Annotated in this window: 12 protein-coding genes; 6 read left to right on the plus strand and 6 right to left on the minus strand. The window is 48.5% G+C overall.

Annotated features, from left to right (window positions below):
* The first annotated feature begins 178 nt into the window (after positions 1-178).
* From H591_RS0107495 to H591_RS0107520, 6 genes are all read left to right on the plus strand, one after another.
* Positions 179-763: a TetR/AcrR family transcriptional regulator gene (locus H591_RS0107495; protein WP_022966334.1), complete on the plus strand. Its 585-nt coding sequence runs from the start codon at positions 179-181 to the stop codon at positions 761-763.
* A 394-nt stretch (positions 764-1,157) separates the two neighbouring features.
* Positions 1,158-2,282: an alkene reductase gene (locus H591_RS0107500; RefSeq protein ID WP_022966335.1), complete on the plus strand. Its 1,125-nt coding sequence runs from the start codon at positions 1,158-1,160 to the stop codon at positions 2,280-2,282.
* A 238-nt stretch (positions 2,283-2,520) separates the two neighbouring features.
* Entirely contained in the window at positions 2,521-6,234 is a 3,714-nt protein-coding gene (locus H591_RS0107505; RefSeq protein WP_022966336.1) for an ATP-binding protein, read from the plus strand.
* A complete protein-coding gene (locus tag H591_RS0107510; protein WP_022966337.1) occupies positions 6,231-6,863 on the plus strand; it encodes a condensin complex protein MksE in 633 nt (210 codons plus the stop codon). The genes H591_RS0107505 and H591_RS0107510 overlap by 4 nt, the downstream gene beginning before the upstream one ends.
* Positions 6,860-8,107, plus strand: a complete 1,248-nt coding sequence (locus tag H591_RS0107515) for a hypothetical protein (RefSeq protein WP_022966338.1) — start codon at positions 6,860-6,862, stop codon at positions 8,105-8,107. Before H591_RS0107510 ends, H591_RS0107515 begins: the two co-directional genes overlap by 4 nt.
* Complete coding sequence (locus tag H591_RS0107520) at positions 8,104-9,021, plus strand: DUF7281 domain-containing protein (protein ID WP_022966339.1); 918 nt, start codon at positions 8,104-8,106, stop codon at positions 9,019-9,021. The genes H591_RS0107515 and H591_RS0107520 overlap by 4 nt, the downstream gene beginning before the upstream one ends.
* A gap of 150 nt (positions 9,022-9,171) precedes the next feature.
* On the opposite strand, the gene H591_RS0107525 is transcribed toward H591_RS0107520, so the two are convergent.
* From H591_RS0107525 to panD, 6 genes are all read right to left on the minus strand, one after another.
* Complete coding sequence (locus tag H591_RS0107525; protein WP_022966340.1) at positions 9,172-9,495, minus strand: DUF2845 domain-containing protein; 324 nt, start codon at positions 9,493-9,495, stop codon at positions 9,172-9,174.
* On the minus strand, positions 9,485-9,784 hold the full coding sequence (locus H591_RS0107530; RefSeq protein ID WP_022966341.1) for a DUF2845 domain-containing protein: 300 nt from the start codon (positions 9,782-9,784) through the stop codon (positions 9,485-9,487). Before H591_RS0107530 ends, H591_RS0107525 begins: the two co-directional genes overlap by 11 nt.
* A complete protein-coding gene (locus H591_RS0107535; RefSeq protein ID WP_022966342.1) occupies positions 9,784-12,705 on the minus strand; it encodes a DUF748 domain-containing protein in 2,922 nt (973 codons plus the stop codon). Before H591_RS0107535 ends, H591_RS0107530 begins: the two co-directional genes overlap by 1 nt.
* Before the next feature lie 174 nt (positions 12,706-12,879).
* Positions 12,880-14,058, minus strand: a complete 1,179-nt coding sequence (locus H591_RS0107540) for an acetyl-CoA C-acetyltransferase (RefSeq protein WP_022966343.1) — start codon at positions 14,056-14,058, stop codon at positions 12,880-12,882.
* Positions 14,059-14,165: 107 nt separating this feature from the next.
* Positions 14,166-15,830, minus strand: a complete 1,665-nt coding sequence (gene pgi, locus H591_RS0107545; protein ID WP_022966344.1) for a glucose-6-phosphate isomerase — start codon at positions 15,828-15,830, stop codon at positions 14,166-14,168.
* 66 nt (positions 15,831-15,896) lie between these two features.
* Entirely contained in the window at positions 15,897-16,277 is a 381-nt protein-coding gene (gene panD / locus H591_RS0107550; protein WP_022966345.1) for an aspartate 1-decarboxylase, read from the minus strand.
* Between the last annotated feature and the right edge of the window lie 54 nt (positions 16,278-16,331).

Below are 16,331 nucleotides of genomic sequence, written 5' to 3' on the forward strand. Positions count from 1 at the left end.
AAAGTGCTGATATTGACCGTGACTTGATGCTAGGGCTGTGTTTGTTTTCTATAAGTGCTGCAATCGCTAGTAACAAACCTGGCGTGGTCAATGTGATTCGGCGGTTGCTGCAAAGGTTTGGTATAATCAATCACAATTATTCGCCTCTCTGGCTGCTTGAATTCGGTGCTTTATTCTGATGAAACAAAACTACACAGATACTCGGCAACAACTGCTTGATACCGGTCGACGTATGATGGTGACCAAGGGTTTTACGGGTGTTGGCCTTAATGAAATTTTGCAAACTGCGGGCGTTCCGAAGGGCTCGTTTTATCATTATTTCAAATCTAAAGAGCAATACGGTCAGGCCATGCTAGAGGAGTATTTTCAGAATTATCTAGCCGATATGGATCAACGGTTTGCTGCTACAGAAACCAATGCTCGTGAGCAGTTAATGGGTTACTGGATGCAATGGTTGAGCAACTATTGCGAGCCTTGTGATGAGCAAACGTGTCTGGCTGTTAAGCTCAGCGCTGAAGTGGCTGATCTTTCAGAAGCCATGCGTTTGACGCTGCGTGACGGTACTCAGCATGTCATTGAGCGTTTAACGAGTTGTATCGAACGGGGGCAGCATGATGGCTCTCTGCCGCAAAGTAATGCTCAGCAAACCGCGACTGCGCTTTATCAAATCTGGCTGGGGGCGAGCTTATTAAGCAAGCTACATCGTAATAATCAGCCGTTGCAGAGTGCACTACTGACTACGCAGATGATGCTGGCGAATTAAGTTGCTATCTGTCAGGTCACTTAGCTTGTAGGTGAGTTCGATCGTGGTTGCCTGATAAAACCTAGGCATAAAAAACACTTTAATTTTGTCACTTTAAGGCTGTTTATTTTGCAGTAATAACGGCTTGTGCTGAGTGGTGGTGAAATATTCACCTAGAGTAGACGACTGGTCTAATTGTATGTATAGTGCGCTCGACACACACCTAGCGTTCTCGGTCATACCGGGTAGATCTCGTTCTAGCGTTAAATTTTAACAGCGTTACCACGGCAATTATTTATTTTGCACGTGGACAAATTTGTCCAAATCGCTAAGAGACTGGTCTATTTTGAGGTGTTTGCTGAGCTGGGAAAACAACCAGTTAGCACAATATTTTGCATTATTAGGAAGTTAAGAAATGAAAACAGACAGCTTATTCCAGTCGGTAAAACTTGGGCCTTACACCTTGAGCAGCCGCATTGTTCTGCCGCCACTGACTCGCTCGCGCAGCACTCAGCCGGGCAATATCGCCAATGAATTGATGGCAACCTATTATCAGCAGCGCGCAGGTGCCGGCTTTATGATTTCTGAAGGCACACAGATTGAGCCGCGTGGGCAGGGCTATGCTTGGACGCCGGGTATTTATAGCAAGGCGCAGATAGAAGGCTGGCGTAAAGTCACCGAGGCTGTGCATGCCGCAGGCAATATTATTTTTGCACAGCTCTGGCACGTTGGACGTGTTTCGCACACTTCATTGCAACCTGAAGGTGCGGCACCGGTTGCACCCTCAGCAATCGCTGCAAGTAACGTTAAAGTGTTCATTGAGACAGGCCCAGGTGCTGGTGCTCTAGCAGAGCCTTCAGCGCCACGTGCATTGACCAATACCGAAGTCAAAGAATTGGTGCAGCTTTATGCACAAGCTGCGCGTAATGCGTTGGCGGCTGGGTTTGATGGCGTAGAGCTTCATTGCGCGAATGGTTATTTGGTTAATCAATTTATCTCAGAACACAGCAATCAGCGTGAAGATGAGTATGGTGGATCACTGCAGAACCGTTTACGTTTTCTCAAGGAGATTGTCACGGCGGTTGCTGAAGTGGTCGGTGCGGAACGTTTAGGTGTGCGCTTTGCGCCGCTGTTTGCCAGCACTGATGAAGAAAGGGTGTACATGGGGTTGCTTGAGACAGATCCGCAAGCGACTTACATTGCAGCCATTAAAATTCTTGAAGACGCTGGTATTGCTTATTTGTCGATTGCTGAAGCAGATTGGGATAACGCTCCGGAGTTGTCTGATGAGTTTCGACGAAATGTCAGACAAACGTTCAGCGGTTGCATTATCTATGCAGGCCGTTACACCGCGCAGCGTGGCGTGCAAACCGTCGATGCTGGATTAGGTGACTTGATTGCTTTCGGTCGTGCATTTATTGCCAACCCAGATCTACCGAAGCGGATAGCCAATGATTGGCCACTTAACGAGGTGAACCCAGCCACTATGTACGGAGGCACTGCAGAAGGGTATATCGATTACCCTGCTTACGAAGAGTGATCTAGATTCATTCAGCCGTCTGCGTGGTGTAGACGGCTGGTAAAGGAGTGTTGTTTATCTGTGCTCTTTTATGAGCAGGTCATAAAAGAGCCTTAACTATGCAAGAACCGCCTCGCAAAACCATTCGCCGCTAATCCTTCGCCATTTTCGCCCAAGCAAAACTATTGTACCCTTAGCCGCCTAAACACTTGGGTGCAGCACAGTACTGCTGACTTAAAACGGAGTTAATGGCATCCCTATGTCCCACTTGCTACGCATCATCATGATCCATGGTCATCTCGACGGCATTGTTGAACTTGCTCTCGATGGCCACACTAATATCTGCGGAACCAACGCCTCAGGGAAAACCACGCTCCAGCGTCTGATCCCAGTGTTTTATGGTGAGCGGCCCAACAATGTGGTGCCGAAAACCCGTAAGAAATTCGACCAATACTACCTACCACACAGCAACGCCTATTTGATTTATGAATACCGTCGTGAAGCAGGCACTGTGTGCCATGTTGCCATTACGCGCAAAAAAGATGATGGCGTCAGCTACCGCTTTATCAATGCCGCTTACAGTCCAGAGTTGTATCTAAGCAGTGATGCGCAAGACAAACTGCAAGCCTACAGCTATCAAGAGTTCACCGCAGGTTTACGCCAGCGCGGCATTGATAGCTCGCATCGTATCGACACCATTAGCGAATATCGCAGCATTATCCAAAATGATTTCAGCTTACTCACTGGCAGCTTGCCGCGCGCAGAATCAACGCGTCTAAGACAAACCGCCTTGCGTTATAGCCTTGCCGAAAGCCCACATCGCTTGCGTCATATCGAAAAGCTGGTGTCAGCCGTGCATGCCAAAGAAGGCAAAATGGACACGCTGAAAACCATGCTCGCAGCGATTTTTGAAGATGAAGGTGTGGCGCTGCCGACCACTCGCATCAAGGGTGCGCAGGTGCGCGAATGGGTACAGCAAGTACGCCAATCACGCCGTCTCTGTGGCTTGAAAAATGACATCGTCGGTTTAAGTAAACAAGTTGATACCCTCAATGCCACCGAGCAAACCCTTTGGCAGTTGCAACCCTTGTTGTTAAAAGATGCCAACGAACTTGAGCGTCAATGCGCTGATCAAGATGCCGAGATTAAAAAATCCAAGCGTGATCTGGCATTGCAAGAAGAGCAGTATGAGAATCAGCGCCACACATTAAACAGTCAGCACAGTCAAGTCAGCAGTGATCTTGCTCAGGTTGAAGTTGATCTAAATGACATTGAATTGCGCCATGAAAAGTTTATTCAAGCGGACATGCAAGGCCTTGAGCAATCCGTCAATCAGCTGCCAGAATGGCGCGCTAAACGTGATGAGTTGGCGACCCATTTACAACTCTTACGTGAGGCTGAAGGCGGCTCAAGGCAGCGCTTTGAATCACGTAAGCTGGAGCTTTCTGAGCAGCTCAATGAGTTTGTCGAAAAAGTCAGTCATCAGCAGCAAAAGATTCGTAATGACGAACAAGAATTGCGCTCGCAACAAGCTCAACAGCAACGTCTGCTGGAGCAAGAGCACCAGCAGCAACGCCAGTTATTACACGATGAGTTTCAAAATAAGCACACAACCATTATTGAGCAGCAAGCTGATGTCAAAGCACGCTTAGCAGTTGGCTTGCTGACGGTTGAAGAGCAGCAGGATTTAGACGCAGAACAAGCGCGAGTTGACGATGTACAGCTGCAATTGTCCAACCAAAGCGATGCTGTTGAGTGTTTGCGTGAAGAGTATGAGCGCTGCAAAACCCAGCAAGATCAACATCTCGCAGAGATTAAAGCCCAGCGTAAAACCCTGCGCAATGCCGAACAGCGTTATCAACAACTCAAGCTGCAGCAAGCGCCGACGCCAGGCAGTTTGCGCCATTTTTTACAGCAGCAATTGCCGGGCTGGCAGCACAGCGTGGGTAAAGTCATTCGTGAAGATTTACTTGAACGCACCGACTTAGCGCCAAGCATGGCAGCACCAGTCGTCAGCGAGGACACTTCTGTAGCAACGCTTGAGCAACAGCTGTTTAATATCCGCTTGGATTTAGCAGCGATTAATCTGCCGGGCTATGCGCAAGACAATCAAGCTTTAGCAGCCTCGATTGAGCAAGCGCTGAGTCAGGTACGCAGCATAGAACAGCACTTAAGTGGTTTGGATGAGATCCAGAAAACCCTCAATGCTAACGCTGAGCTGCAGAGCGACCTGTTACATAAAGCTCGGCAAACCCGAGAGCGTTATAACAACGACCTGCGTTTTGCACGTGAGGCACGTCAACGTTTGCTTGAGCGTTATCAGCAGCTGCAACAGCAACGTAAGCAAGGGTTACAAGAACAGCAACAGCAGTTGGCTAAACAATTAGAGGCGCTCAAAAGCCAGCAAAAAAATGCTCTGCACGAGCGTGACAGTGCTTTTAATGAAATGCTCTTAGAGTATCAAGCCGACTGGCAGCAAGCGGTGCAAGTATTGCGTGATCAAATCGATCAGCATACAAAAAATATCAGCGCCAAACGCCGCGAAACCGAACAGCAAGTGCATGAGTTGCAAATTGCCCTAGAGCGCGAGCTGCGTGAGCAGGGTATTGACCCAGAAAAACTTAAAGACATTGAGCAGCGCCTAAAAGCCATTCGTCAGCAAGTCACTGACACCGAGCAGCGCCGTGATGAGCTGGATGATTACCGTAACTTTATGCGGGTTGACTGGCAGTTGCGTAAACCTGATTTGTTGGGGCAAGAGCATCTGCTGAAACAGCAGAAAATTGATTTGGCCGAGCAGTTAGCCGCGCACAAACAGCAGTTTTTAGATCAGCAAAAAAATGCTTTGTTGACGATTAAAAGTTGTGAACAGCAATTGGATCAGCAGCGTCAGTTGCGCGATCAAGTACTGCCACTATTAAAGCAGCTGGAACAGTTGCCAATGCCACTCGAGCCGCTTGGGCCGGAGACGGATAGTAGCACCGGCGATTGTGCTGAACGCATTGAACGCGCGCGACGAGCTCTGCAAGAAAAGCAGCAGTTGGATGCGCGTGTTAAAAACAATCTACAACTGTTTGAGCGCGAACTGCTGAAAGAAGCAACTGTTAGCTTTACCGATATGTGGGCCAGCCAACAGCAGCACTTGGGCTTTACTCCAAGCCCGCAAGCCTGCTTGGCTGCTTATCAAGACATGCTGCAAATTCTGCAAGATCAACAACTGAACTTGTTGGCGCAAGGGCGTAACTACGGCGCCGATCTGCAAGGCTTCTTTACCGTGTTCAGTGATTTGAATCGGCGCATCAGCGCGCAAAGCCGTCGTTTAAGCGAAGAAGTCACCGAAGAGTTTGTGCTTGAAGGTATTACTAAATCAGAAGTGCGGATCCAATCCACCATTGACGAGTTGGGCTTTTGGAAACCACTAAAAGACTTTGCTAAGCTCTACGCGGCGTGGGAGCAAGATGCTGAGCGTTTGCCTAATGATGCCTATTTAGATGCCTTAAGTGCGGTGGCTGACTTGTTACGCAGCGATCAGCAGTTCACCTTTGAGAGCTTGCTGCGTTTGGAGCTGCATCTGAATGAGGGCGGTGCTGATTTGGTTATTCGTAATGACCGCCAGCTACTGGAGTCATCCAGTCACGGTATGGCCTATTTAATTTTGTGCAAATACTTATTGGCCTTTACTCGCTTGCTGCGTGGTAAGGCGCAAGTGACCATTCATTGGCCGATTGATGAAATTGGTACTTTGGCTTATCACAACGTCGAGAAGTTGTTTAAAGCCTGCGAAAAAAACAATATCTTTATTGTGGGTGCCTTCCCGAATCCAGAGTCTGATGTGCTAACGCTCTTCAAACACCGCTATTTGATTGAAAAAGACAATCGCAAAGGTGCGCACAGCCAGCTCAAGCGTATCGAGCCGAAACTCAGTCGCTTAGCGCAACGATTACAGCAACGCCGTGAGGAGATTGCGCAATGATGATGCAGTACAGCTATTTACTTGAGCAGTTACTCGGCGGCGCTTTTGTCTGTGAAGTCAGCGACAGTGAAGCTTTTCGTCAATTGCAAAATGAGCAAACTCGCGAAGCCTTTGATCAATATTTGCGCCCACTCAATCGTCGTTTAGCCAGCAACCCTGAAGGCACGGTATGGTTTTTAGCCTGGCGTGAATTGACTCAGCCACTGCGCGAGCAACTGTCACAGCAATTTAAAGACACCCTCGACAGCTTAATTCCAATGCTGAAGTTGTTGCAGTTAGCGCAAGAAACTTTAGGCCATGAAAATGTCCTGACGGCCAACGATATTCTCAATCGCCATGAAATGGCCGCGCGCATTGAAAACAACCCAAGCCTGCGCGAACAATTGCATGGGCTGGCGCAAACGCGTTTTTTCCAGTCGCAGAGTGAAGATGTAGCAGGGCAACTCAAGCAAGTGTTTGAGCGTCTGCGCAGTCATGGTTATCTGCATCAACCACATAAAGATCGCCATCATTATCTGGTAACGGGAAAAATTGATTATTTGATTGATCTAACCCGCTTTATTCGAGAAGAAGAAAATATTCAGATTGAAGAGGAGCAGGTACCCAATCAAGAGGACCTGCTCGCATGAGTACCCTTGATTACCACAGTGAAGCGGTCAAGCAGGGTATTGAGCGCTTAAAGCTGCTCGGCAAGCACAGTGACGTACTGATGCAAAACTACTATGGCGTAGAGCTGGATGAAGTGGCAGTGGGTGCGCGGGCGATTAATCAGTTGCTGGATGCGCATATTTTGTGGCGGCCTGATGAAGAGTCAGGTCTGAAACTCAGCGATCCAGTGCGCGAGATGATTGTGCATCTGATTGCCGATGAACAACGGCGTAAGGTCAATGCCGACATTGGTGATTTTTTGGTGAATATCCGCCGCTTGGTGGGTAAAATTAATGAAGCTGAACAAAAAGGCAATTACCAAGGCAGTGTTTATTTACAAACGCAACTGACCCAAGAAGTGGATGACCTCAACAGCCGTATCGCCACCGGTATCGACAGCTTATGGAATCGTCTTAACAACGATTTTGCCTTTGTTAGTACTGTGCAAGAAAAGATTGATGAAAACGAAAAAGCGCACAACGAAGTGCTGCGTTGGCTGGATGGTTTAGAGCTAATCAACTTTGCTGAGTTGATTGCTTTTGCCGGCAGTAATGGTGGTTTGCGCCATATTTTAGTGCGCCAGTTACAAGGGCAAGTCAGCGGTCACTTCAGTAGTTTGCGTGAAGTGCAAAGCAGGTTGAATGAGTTGATGGCGCGTTTTCGTCAGCAGCAAGCGCGTAATCTGTTGGTGCGTGGCATGCTGCAGTTCTTTCAGCAAAAACCAAATTTCCAGCCGTCAGACTATATCCAACGTAGCCATGTGGTTGACCTGCTCAATCAGGCCGCGCCGTTGCAGCCGAGCGTCTCGATTGCGTTAGATCGCCAGCGCGATCTGCAAGATATGCAGCAGATGCTGGCGCAATTACCTGCTCGACAGCCGCAGGATGCTCGTGCGTTGGCAGTGGCTCAGCCAGTCAGTCGTCAAGATGATGAGATGGTGTTGGCCAAACGTCGCGCCTTGCATGAAGATGTGGTGTCGTTTTATTTGCATGTGCTGGATCAGCAGCAGGCGCAAAGCGCGCTGGAATACCTAGTCGACAGCCAGCTCTGCTGGGATCCAGAGATGTGGCTGTATCAAGTGATTGCTGAGTTCCAAGGTCTATCCAGCACGGAGAGACAAGCTTTTTATCTACAATACAACCAGCAAAAAGCCAGCCCCTTTAATGATTTGCAGATTATTGCCGATGTGCAGCTGCAGGTTTTAAGTCAAGGAGTGCGCGCATGAGTGTCGATTTAGCACCGAGTGTGCGCAGAGTTTTACAGCGCGTAAAAGCACAGTTGCAAAAGGATCAGCGTGTTGAGCGTGAGGCTAAGCTCGTGGGCATGCAGCAGTTGCGCGCTTGGTGCGATCAGCATGATCTGGCTACAGCAACTTGGTTTACAGCTAAAACAGTCAGCTTTGATGTAACTATTATGCAAACCATTGAGCAAACCTTGCGCGAGCTTGGCTTAGCGGGTTTAGCGGTGGACATTAGCCAGCAAGACCGTTTTGCGCAAAGCGACAGTGGTGTTGCCGAATACAAAACCACAGGTTTAGCGCCAACCGAAAAGCGCGTGTTAATGGCGCAAGCCAATTGCGGTGCGTATTTCCCCGAGTGGGTGACAGAGGCACCGAGCCAATGGGTGATGGATGTTGATTGGCAAACGCTACAGTTAAAGCAGTTTTCAGATGTGCTGATTGTGGAAAACCGCGATGCATTCTATGCGTATTTTGCATTGCATCCGCAGCGTTATATTTTGCCCGAGCAAGGATTAAATGCGCTGGTGATTTACCGTGGCGATGGCGACGAGAGCAAAGGCTGTAAAGCCTTGCGTGAAGCGTGCTTATTGGCCGGTAAAAATCTGATTTATTTTGGTGATTATGACAGTGCCGGGCTCAATATCGCGCTCAATGGTGGTTACAGCCATATCATGCTGCCACTCGACGCGTACTTGTTTGAGGAGGCCAATGACATCGCCCAAGATGCCAAGCAAATTCATTTGACGCAGAGCGTGGATGCTTTTGCTCGGGAGTTGTCAGCAGAAAATTCGCTGAAAAAGCTGCTTGTGCACAACACACAAAAACAGAAGGGCTTAAGGCAACAAGCGTTTAAGGGACAGTTGCAAATTGTGCCATTGAGCAATACAGCATCAAGGTAAAAAGAGTGGTTTGTGTGGTCTTTGTCAGAGCTGATTGATGGCAGCGACAAACTGTCTTTTCTAGTCGTCGCTGCCATCAATCTGTTTGTTAGAAGAGGATTGTGTGAGTGTTTTGATAGCGTTGTATTGCGACAGCAACTTGCAAGGATGTCAGCGACTGCTAGATATCTTGCTTAAATAGCCGCCCTCAAAGCGCAGGAAATAATACATACCGCCTTTAGGGCCATAGACCCATTCCTCGATACCTACTTCATGGGTGTGGCCATACTCATTGGTCAGTTGCTTATAGCCGAGGTGCGCTTGCTCCATCGGTGCGCCACACTTACTTTGTACTTCATGGGTGCTGGCTTGCAGACTGACCAATTTGCTATTACAGCGAAAGGTAGAGCTGGCCTGTGCAGGCACAGCAAAACCTAGCAGCAAGAGGGCAAGCGTCGCATTAGCAAACACAATCTTAAGACTGTTATTGATCACGTTGACTCTCGATGCTGGTTAAGCGGTTTCCTTCAAAACGTAAGTAGTGGTACATGCCGTTGTTAGGCCCGTATACCCATTCTTGAATGTGCAGTTCACGCTGATTGTATTCGCCAACAGTGTAGCCAACGGTCTCACGAGCAACCGGTTCGCCACATTTCTTTAATACTTGAAATGAGCGATCACCTAAACTGACAAGCTGACTGCCGCAGCGAAAGGTGCTTGCCATTACGCCAGTACTCATCACCGTTAACATTGCACACAATAAAGCGCTGGTTATGTATTTCATCACATACTCCCTAAGTGTAGCGTGCTGATAACACCTTGATCGGTGCTACTTTTGCTTTCACTGACATCAATTAGATAGACCCGTTCTGGATCTAATTGTGCCTGTTCAATTAAATATTCTTTAATACTGTTAGCGCGAGCTTGAGCTAAACGGCGCAGTCCGAGAGGACTTTTTGCATAGCTTTGCAAAACGGCTTCACGCATGTTCTGTTCGCGCTGATCTTTGTTGATCTCAGCCCATTCAGCTGGTGGTTGTTGTTTAAGTTGGCTGCGGTAAATTCCTTCAAGTAAGGCTGCTTGCTCTTTCTCTGGCACCTCTAAGGTGTCTTTGCTGGATTCGATTTTAGTGCCGCGTCGCTGCAAGATACTGTACCAAGCGTTTTGATAGGCTGCGTTTAAACGCATTTCAGCAAGGATAGGCCCATCTAGCGCAGCCAAACTACCGCCCTCGACTTCGAGACGCAATTGTGGGCGCTGTTTTAAGGCTTGCGCCAAAGTGTCGAGGTTTTTTGCCGCTTGTGGGTTGATAATAAAGTCACCTGGGGCAAATGTTACCTCGCTTAACTGTTGGGCATCGCCATTGGCTAAGCCAGCAATAAAGTTAAAGGGGGCTGAGACTGCGCGGGTAATGAGATTGCGCAAGGTCTGCCAAATGATTGGAGCGACGCTAAACTCTGGGTTATTGAGATCACCTTGGATGGGTAGATCTAGAGCAATTTGACCTTTGCGATCTTTCAGTAATGCAATCGCCAAACGCACGGGCAAGTCTACGGCATCAGGGCTGTCAACGCGTTCACCCAGCTGCAGTTGCTCCAGCAGTAATGTGTTAGTGGCGTTAAGTTTGCCATCGTTAATCTGATAGTGCAGGTTTAAGTTTAAGCGGCCTTTTTGGATGCGATATCCAGCAAACTTGCCTGAGTAGGGTGTTAGCGTAGTCAGTTCAACATGTTTAAAGTCGGTGGTGATGTCGAGTTTTTTTAGCGGATCAAAAGGTATGAGGCTGCCTTTAATGGTCACCGGAGCATAACGGTCAACATTGCCGTTAATGCTGACTTTAGCGATGCTGTTACTTTGATTGTTGATGCTGCCGATAGCGCCATTGAGCTGCTGAATGGCGGTGGCAAAATTAGGTTTTAGACTGAAGTCAGCAAAGTTTGCTGAGCCATCTTTAACTTCGATGCCACCAATATGCAGGGCGAACTCAGGGCCGTCAGCTTTTGCTGCAGTCTCTGCTTTTTTTGGCTGGGCAATCATCAGTTCGCTGATATTAGTGGTGAGGTTTTCATTGATAATAAAGCGTACGTAGGGCTGCAGCAGCGCGATTTTTTCAATGGATAATCTGTTTTGCTGCAGGTTGTATTCAATCGCATTGATATCAACCGTTTGCCATTTTAATACATCGCGCTGGCGCAAGCTGTCGCGAACATGCAGTTGATGGATGCTTGCATCGCCTTGTACGGCTAACTGTAAGTTATCCAAGTCACTGATCTCGAGCTGCAGTGCGCTGCTGAGTAGACCACTGCGCAATTCAGCGTGGACGTAAGGGCTGATCCAAGCTTGTGCGGGGCGTAAGTCGAGATCACTGCTGTTGACGGTCATGGTAACTTTAAGCGGCTGCAAGAGTATTTGTGCGCTACTGCTGAGCTTACCTTGTTCACCGACTTGCGTATCCAGTTCTGCTGTAAAAGGGTTGCTGGCTTGGCTGTCAAAATCTTTGATTTGCAGGTTAAAATCAGAAAGTTCAAGAGCCACGGGTTCGCTATGGCTGTTATCGACTAAGTGAAACTGGTGTTTTCGCAGGTCTGCTTGCTTAACAATAATCTGCCATTTTGACTCTTTTTCAGCGGGTGTTGCAGGGTCAGCGTTTTCTTTGCTGTCATGCGCTGATGTACTGTCAGCATTGGTTATATTTTTATCTTTGGCGGCACTTGGTAATAATTTCTCCCAGTTGCTAACACCGTTTTTATCAATCTCAGTCCAAGCGCTGAGCTTGGCGCTACTGATCTTGCCAATCTGTAGTTTTTGTCCAGTTAGGTCAAACTGAGTATCGCTGATGCTTAGTTTTTCGAGGCGCAGTAGATGCTGTTTCTGCTGCTCTAGTGCTAAGGCCGTAAGCTGTACGCTGAGCTGTTTAGCTTTAAATTGTAAACTTGGCGTGAGCTGCAGTTCATAGCGGGTATCAAGGCTGACACGGCCGCCTTTGAGTTGAGCAGTGAAATGCTCTTGTACATACGGCCACCAACTCTTTAGCTGGGCGTTTTGCAGTTGCAGGTGGCCTTGTGAGACCAGTGGGTTAATGCTGATATCCCCTTGCCATTGCAATTGCGTGCCGTCGTTGGCTTGCGCGTTAAGCTGCAAGTTACTGTTGCGGTCAGGGCGAGTATCGAAATTGTTTAAGGTGATATTGAGATCAGCAAACGACACATCGATTGGGTCTTGTTGACGCTGATCGTTAAAGCGTAAGCTGCCTTGTTGCAGTTGTAGCCGATCAATTAATACTGCAAGGGGCGTTGTCTCAACTTCGTCAGTTTCAGCTGTTGCTTCAGGCAGAGTAAATAGCTGTAAGAGATTAAGCTCGCCTTGTTGATTGAAAATAACTTGGCTATTGGGCTGTATCAGCTGCACGTCTTGCAAATGTAGGGTTTTGCTCCACAGGCTGTCATAAGCCAGTTTGCCATACAGTTGCTGTAAGCTGACTTGTTCATCATCTGCAGTGCCAATACGGAAACCCCAAGCCGAGAGCTCAAGGGTAAACGGATTGAATTCTAAACGTTGCAATTGCGCAGGACTGTTGGCGTAAATGCCAAGCTGTTGATTAATCACTTTTAGCGCGATGCTGGGCACCAGTAGAAAACCTAGCCAACTATAAATAGCTAAGGCACTGATCAAAGTAATAGCTAGGCGCTTTAATCCTTTTTGCATCGCTGCGGCTCCTCAGGTCTGCGGTATCTACAGTGTATGCAAAATACCTGCAAAGCAGTAGATCGTTGTTAGGGTACAACAACATATCAACAGCGCAGAAGGGTAACTCGCGCTGCAATATAGGCCTCGACTTGCGGATAACAGCAGGTCGAGGCTGATACAGCTTAACGCAGTTTAGCGCTCAATCGCCAATGCTACGCCTTGACCACCGCCAATACATAAAGTGGCCAAGCCTTTCTTCGCGTCACGGCGAATCATCTCGTGTACGAGCGAGACTAAAATGCGACAGCCCGATGCCCCGATTGGGTGACCGATGGCAATTGCACCGCCATTGACGTTGATTTTACTAGCGTCCCAACCGAGCTCTTGGTTAACGCTTAAAGATTGCGCTGCAAAGGCTTCGTTGGCTTCAATTAAATCGAGGTCAGCGATTGACCAGCCAGCTTTGCTTAAACATTTTTGTGTTGCTGCAACAGGGCCAATGCCCATGATGGTTGGATCAACACCCGCGTTGGCATAAGCAACAATGCGCGCCAGTACTGGCAAACCAAGAGCTTTGGCTTTTTCTGCGCTCATCAGCATCACGGCTGCTGCACCGTCGTTCAAACTTGAGGCGTTGCCTGCGGTAACCGTGCCATCTTTTTTAAAGGCAGGGCGCAGTTTGGCTAGTGATTCAGCGGTAGTGCCGGCGCGAGGTTGCTCGTCAGTATCGAAAATCAGCGGATCACCTTTACGCTGTGGAATGCTGACTGGAGTGATTTCAGCAACAAAGCGACCAGCAGCAATCGCCTCAGTGGCTTTTTGCTGTGATGCGGCGGCAAACGCATCTTGCTGTTCGCGGCTTAGCTGGTATTTCTCTGCCAGGTTTTCTGCCGTGATGCCCATGTGAATGTTATTGAAAGCATCCCAGAGACCATCTTCAATCATGCTGTCGACCACTTTGCTGTGACCCATGCGTAGACCGGTGCGAGCGCCCGGCATGACGTAAGGTGACAGGCTCATGTTTTCTTGGCCGCCAGCTATAATCACCTCTGCATCGCCGCAGCGAATCGCTTGCGCGCCTAAGTGCAGTGCTTTTAAGCCTGAACCGCAGACTTTATTCAGGGTAAATGCGGGTGTGGCGAACGGTAGGCCTGCGTGTACAGCTGTTTGTCGTGCCGGATTTTGACCGCTGCCAGCAGTCAGAACTTGACCGAGAATGACTTCATCGACTTGCTCAGGGCTCACGCCGGTTTGCTCTAATAGACGACGCAGCACAATTGCGCCCAACTGTGGCGCTGGAATACTGGCTAAACTGCCTTGAAAACTACCGACTGCAGTGCGTGTGGCGGCAACAATAACGACTTCATGCATGAGGATATCCTTTGGCTAAGGGTTAACGAAACGCTGATTAAGCCATTTTGTTCTATGTAACAGCGTTAGAAAAAGAGTCTTAATCGTCTTCGCGGGCTAGTTATGTTTTAGCCGCGATGACGGTTTCTAAAGAAGTTGATCAAACCTTGGGTTGAGGCATCGGTGTGGCTGAGCGGAGCTTGACCTGTGAGGCGCTGATAAACATCCTCACCCAACGCTTTACCGAGCTCAACACCCCATTGATCAAAGGCATTGGTACCCCAAATAACACTTTGCACAAAGACTTTATGCTCGTACAAGGCAATCAATGCACCCAAACGACGAGGGCAGATGCGCTCCAGCACTAAGGTGTTACTTGGACGGTTGCCGGGGATTTCTTTGTGCGGGGCTAGTCGCTCGACTTCGCTTTCAGCAAGGCCTTTATCACGTAACTCTTGTGCTGCTTGCTCGCGGCTTTTGCCTTGCATCAAAGCTTGGCTTTGCGATAAACAGTTGGCGTACAGCCACTGATGATGATCAGCGATTTGATTATGGCTGACCACAGGCACAATAAAGTCAGCCGGCACCAGCAAGGTACCTTGGTGTAATAGCTGGTGATAGGCATGTTGACCGTTGCAACCGACACCGCCCCAAATCACTGAGCCGCTGGCATAGGTCAGTGCAGAGCCGTCTTGGCGCACATGTTTGCCATTGGATTCCATGTCCAGCTGTTGCAAATGCTGAGTGAAGTTTCGTAGGTAATGATCATAAGGCAGAATGGCGTGGCTTTGTGCTTGCCAGAAATCGCTGTACCAAATACCCAGCATGGCCATGATGACTGGCATGTTTTCGGCAAAAGGGGCTTCTTGGAAGTGCTGGTCCATACTCCAAGCGCCGGCCAGTAGCTCTTTAAAGTTCGACATGCCAATTGATAACGCAATGGGTAAACCAATGGCTGACCACAGAGAATAGCGTCCGCCAACCCAATCCCAGATCGGCAGAATATTTTCAGGAGCAATACCAAAAGCTACTGCGGCATTCACATTGCTTGAAACAGCAATAAAATGACGATCAACGCAGGCTTCAGTGCCGCCTTGAGCAAGATACCAACCGCGTGCGGCTTGTGCATTTTTTAAGGTTTCGAGGGTGTTAAAAGACTTACTGGAAACAATAAATAAGGTGGTCTGTGCATTAAGGCTGTTACTAAGTTCGTGAAACTCACTGCCATCGATATTGGCTAAGAAATGGCAGCGAACACCTTGTTGGGCAAAGGGTAGCAAAGCTTCAGATACCAGTTGCGGGCCCAAGAAAGAGCCGCCGATACCAATATTGACGATGTCAGTGATAGGTTTTTCGCTGTAACCGCGCCACAAACCATTATGGATGCGATTGACCAGTTCGGTCATCTTATTGAGAACATCATGAATCAGCGGAATCAGGTCTTCACCGTCAACCTGCAAGCTGTCGCCAACAGGGCGACGTAACGCCGTATGCAGTGCAGGGCGTTGTTCTGAACCATTAACCGGTTCGCCATTAAACAAGGCGAGAATCGCTTGCTGTAACTGGCTTTGCTCAGCTAATTGCACCAGCAGTTCGAGTGTTTTCTCATCCAATAAGTTTTTGGAAAAATCCAGCAGCAAACCATCATGGTTTAAAGAAAAGCGCTGGAAACGCTGCGGGTCTGCGTTAAAGGCATCCTGCATACGGAAATCGCGCATGGCTTCGCGTTGTTCTAGCAAGAGTTGCCATGCCGGCAGTTGAGCGGCATCAAGGGGCTGCTGGTAATGAGTCATGATACCGATCTTCTTATTTAGAGTTTCAGGGCGCAATGAAGGTGCCCTGAAACATGAGTCAACTGATTAAGCCAATTGCACTGGAATCGCATTGCTGCTGTGGCTCAGCGAGCCATCTTTACCCATGTAAAGTAAGCGCGGCTCGTGAGTGGCCAGTTCGCTTTCTTCATAGTTGCAATAGGCGCAAATGATCAGCAAATCACCAACCGACGCTTTATGAGCTGCTGCGCCGTTGACTGAAATCATTTTAGAGCCGGCTTCACCACGAATCGCATAAGTGGTAAAACGCTCGCCATTGTTGACGTTATAAATTTGGATTTGTTCGTATTCACGAATTCCAGACATGTCCAGCCAGTCGCCATCAATGGCGCATGAGCCTTCGTAGTCAACGACGGCGTGGGTGGTAATTGCTCGGTGCAGTTTTGCTTTGAGCATAATGGTTTGCATGGTGTTTTCCTCTTCGACTTAGCGCGGCATTCGTATCTTTTAAGGTGAGTGCTC

The sequence above is a fragment of the Denitrificimonas caeni DSM 24390 genome, from assembly GCF_000421765.1.
Classification (GTDB): Bacteria; Pseudomonadota; Gammaproteobacteria; order Pseudomonadales; family Pseudomonadaceae; genus Denitrificimonas; species Denitrificimonas caeni.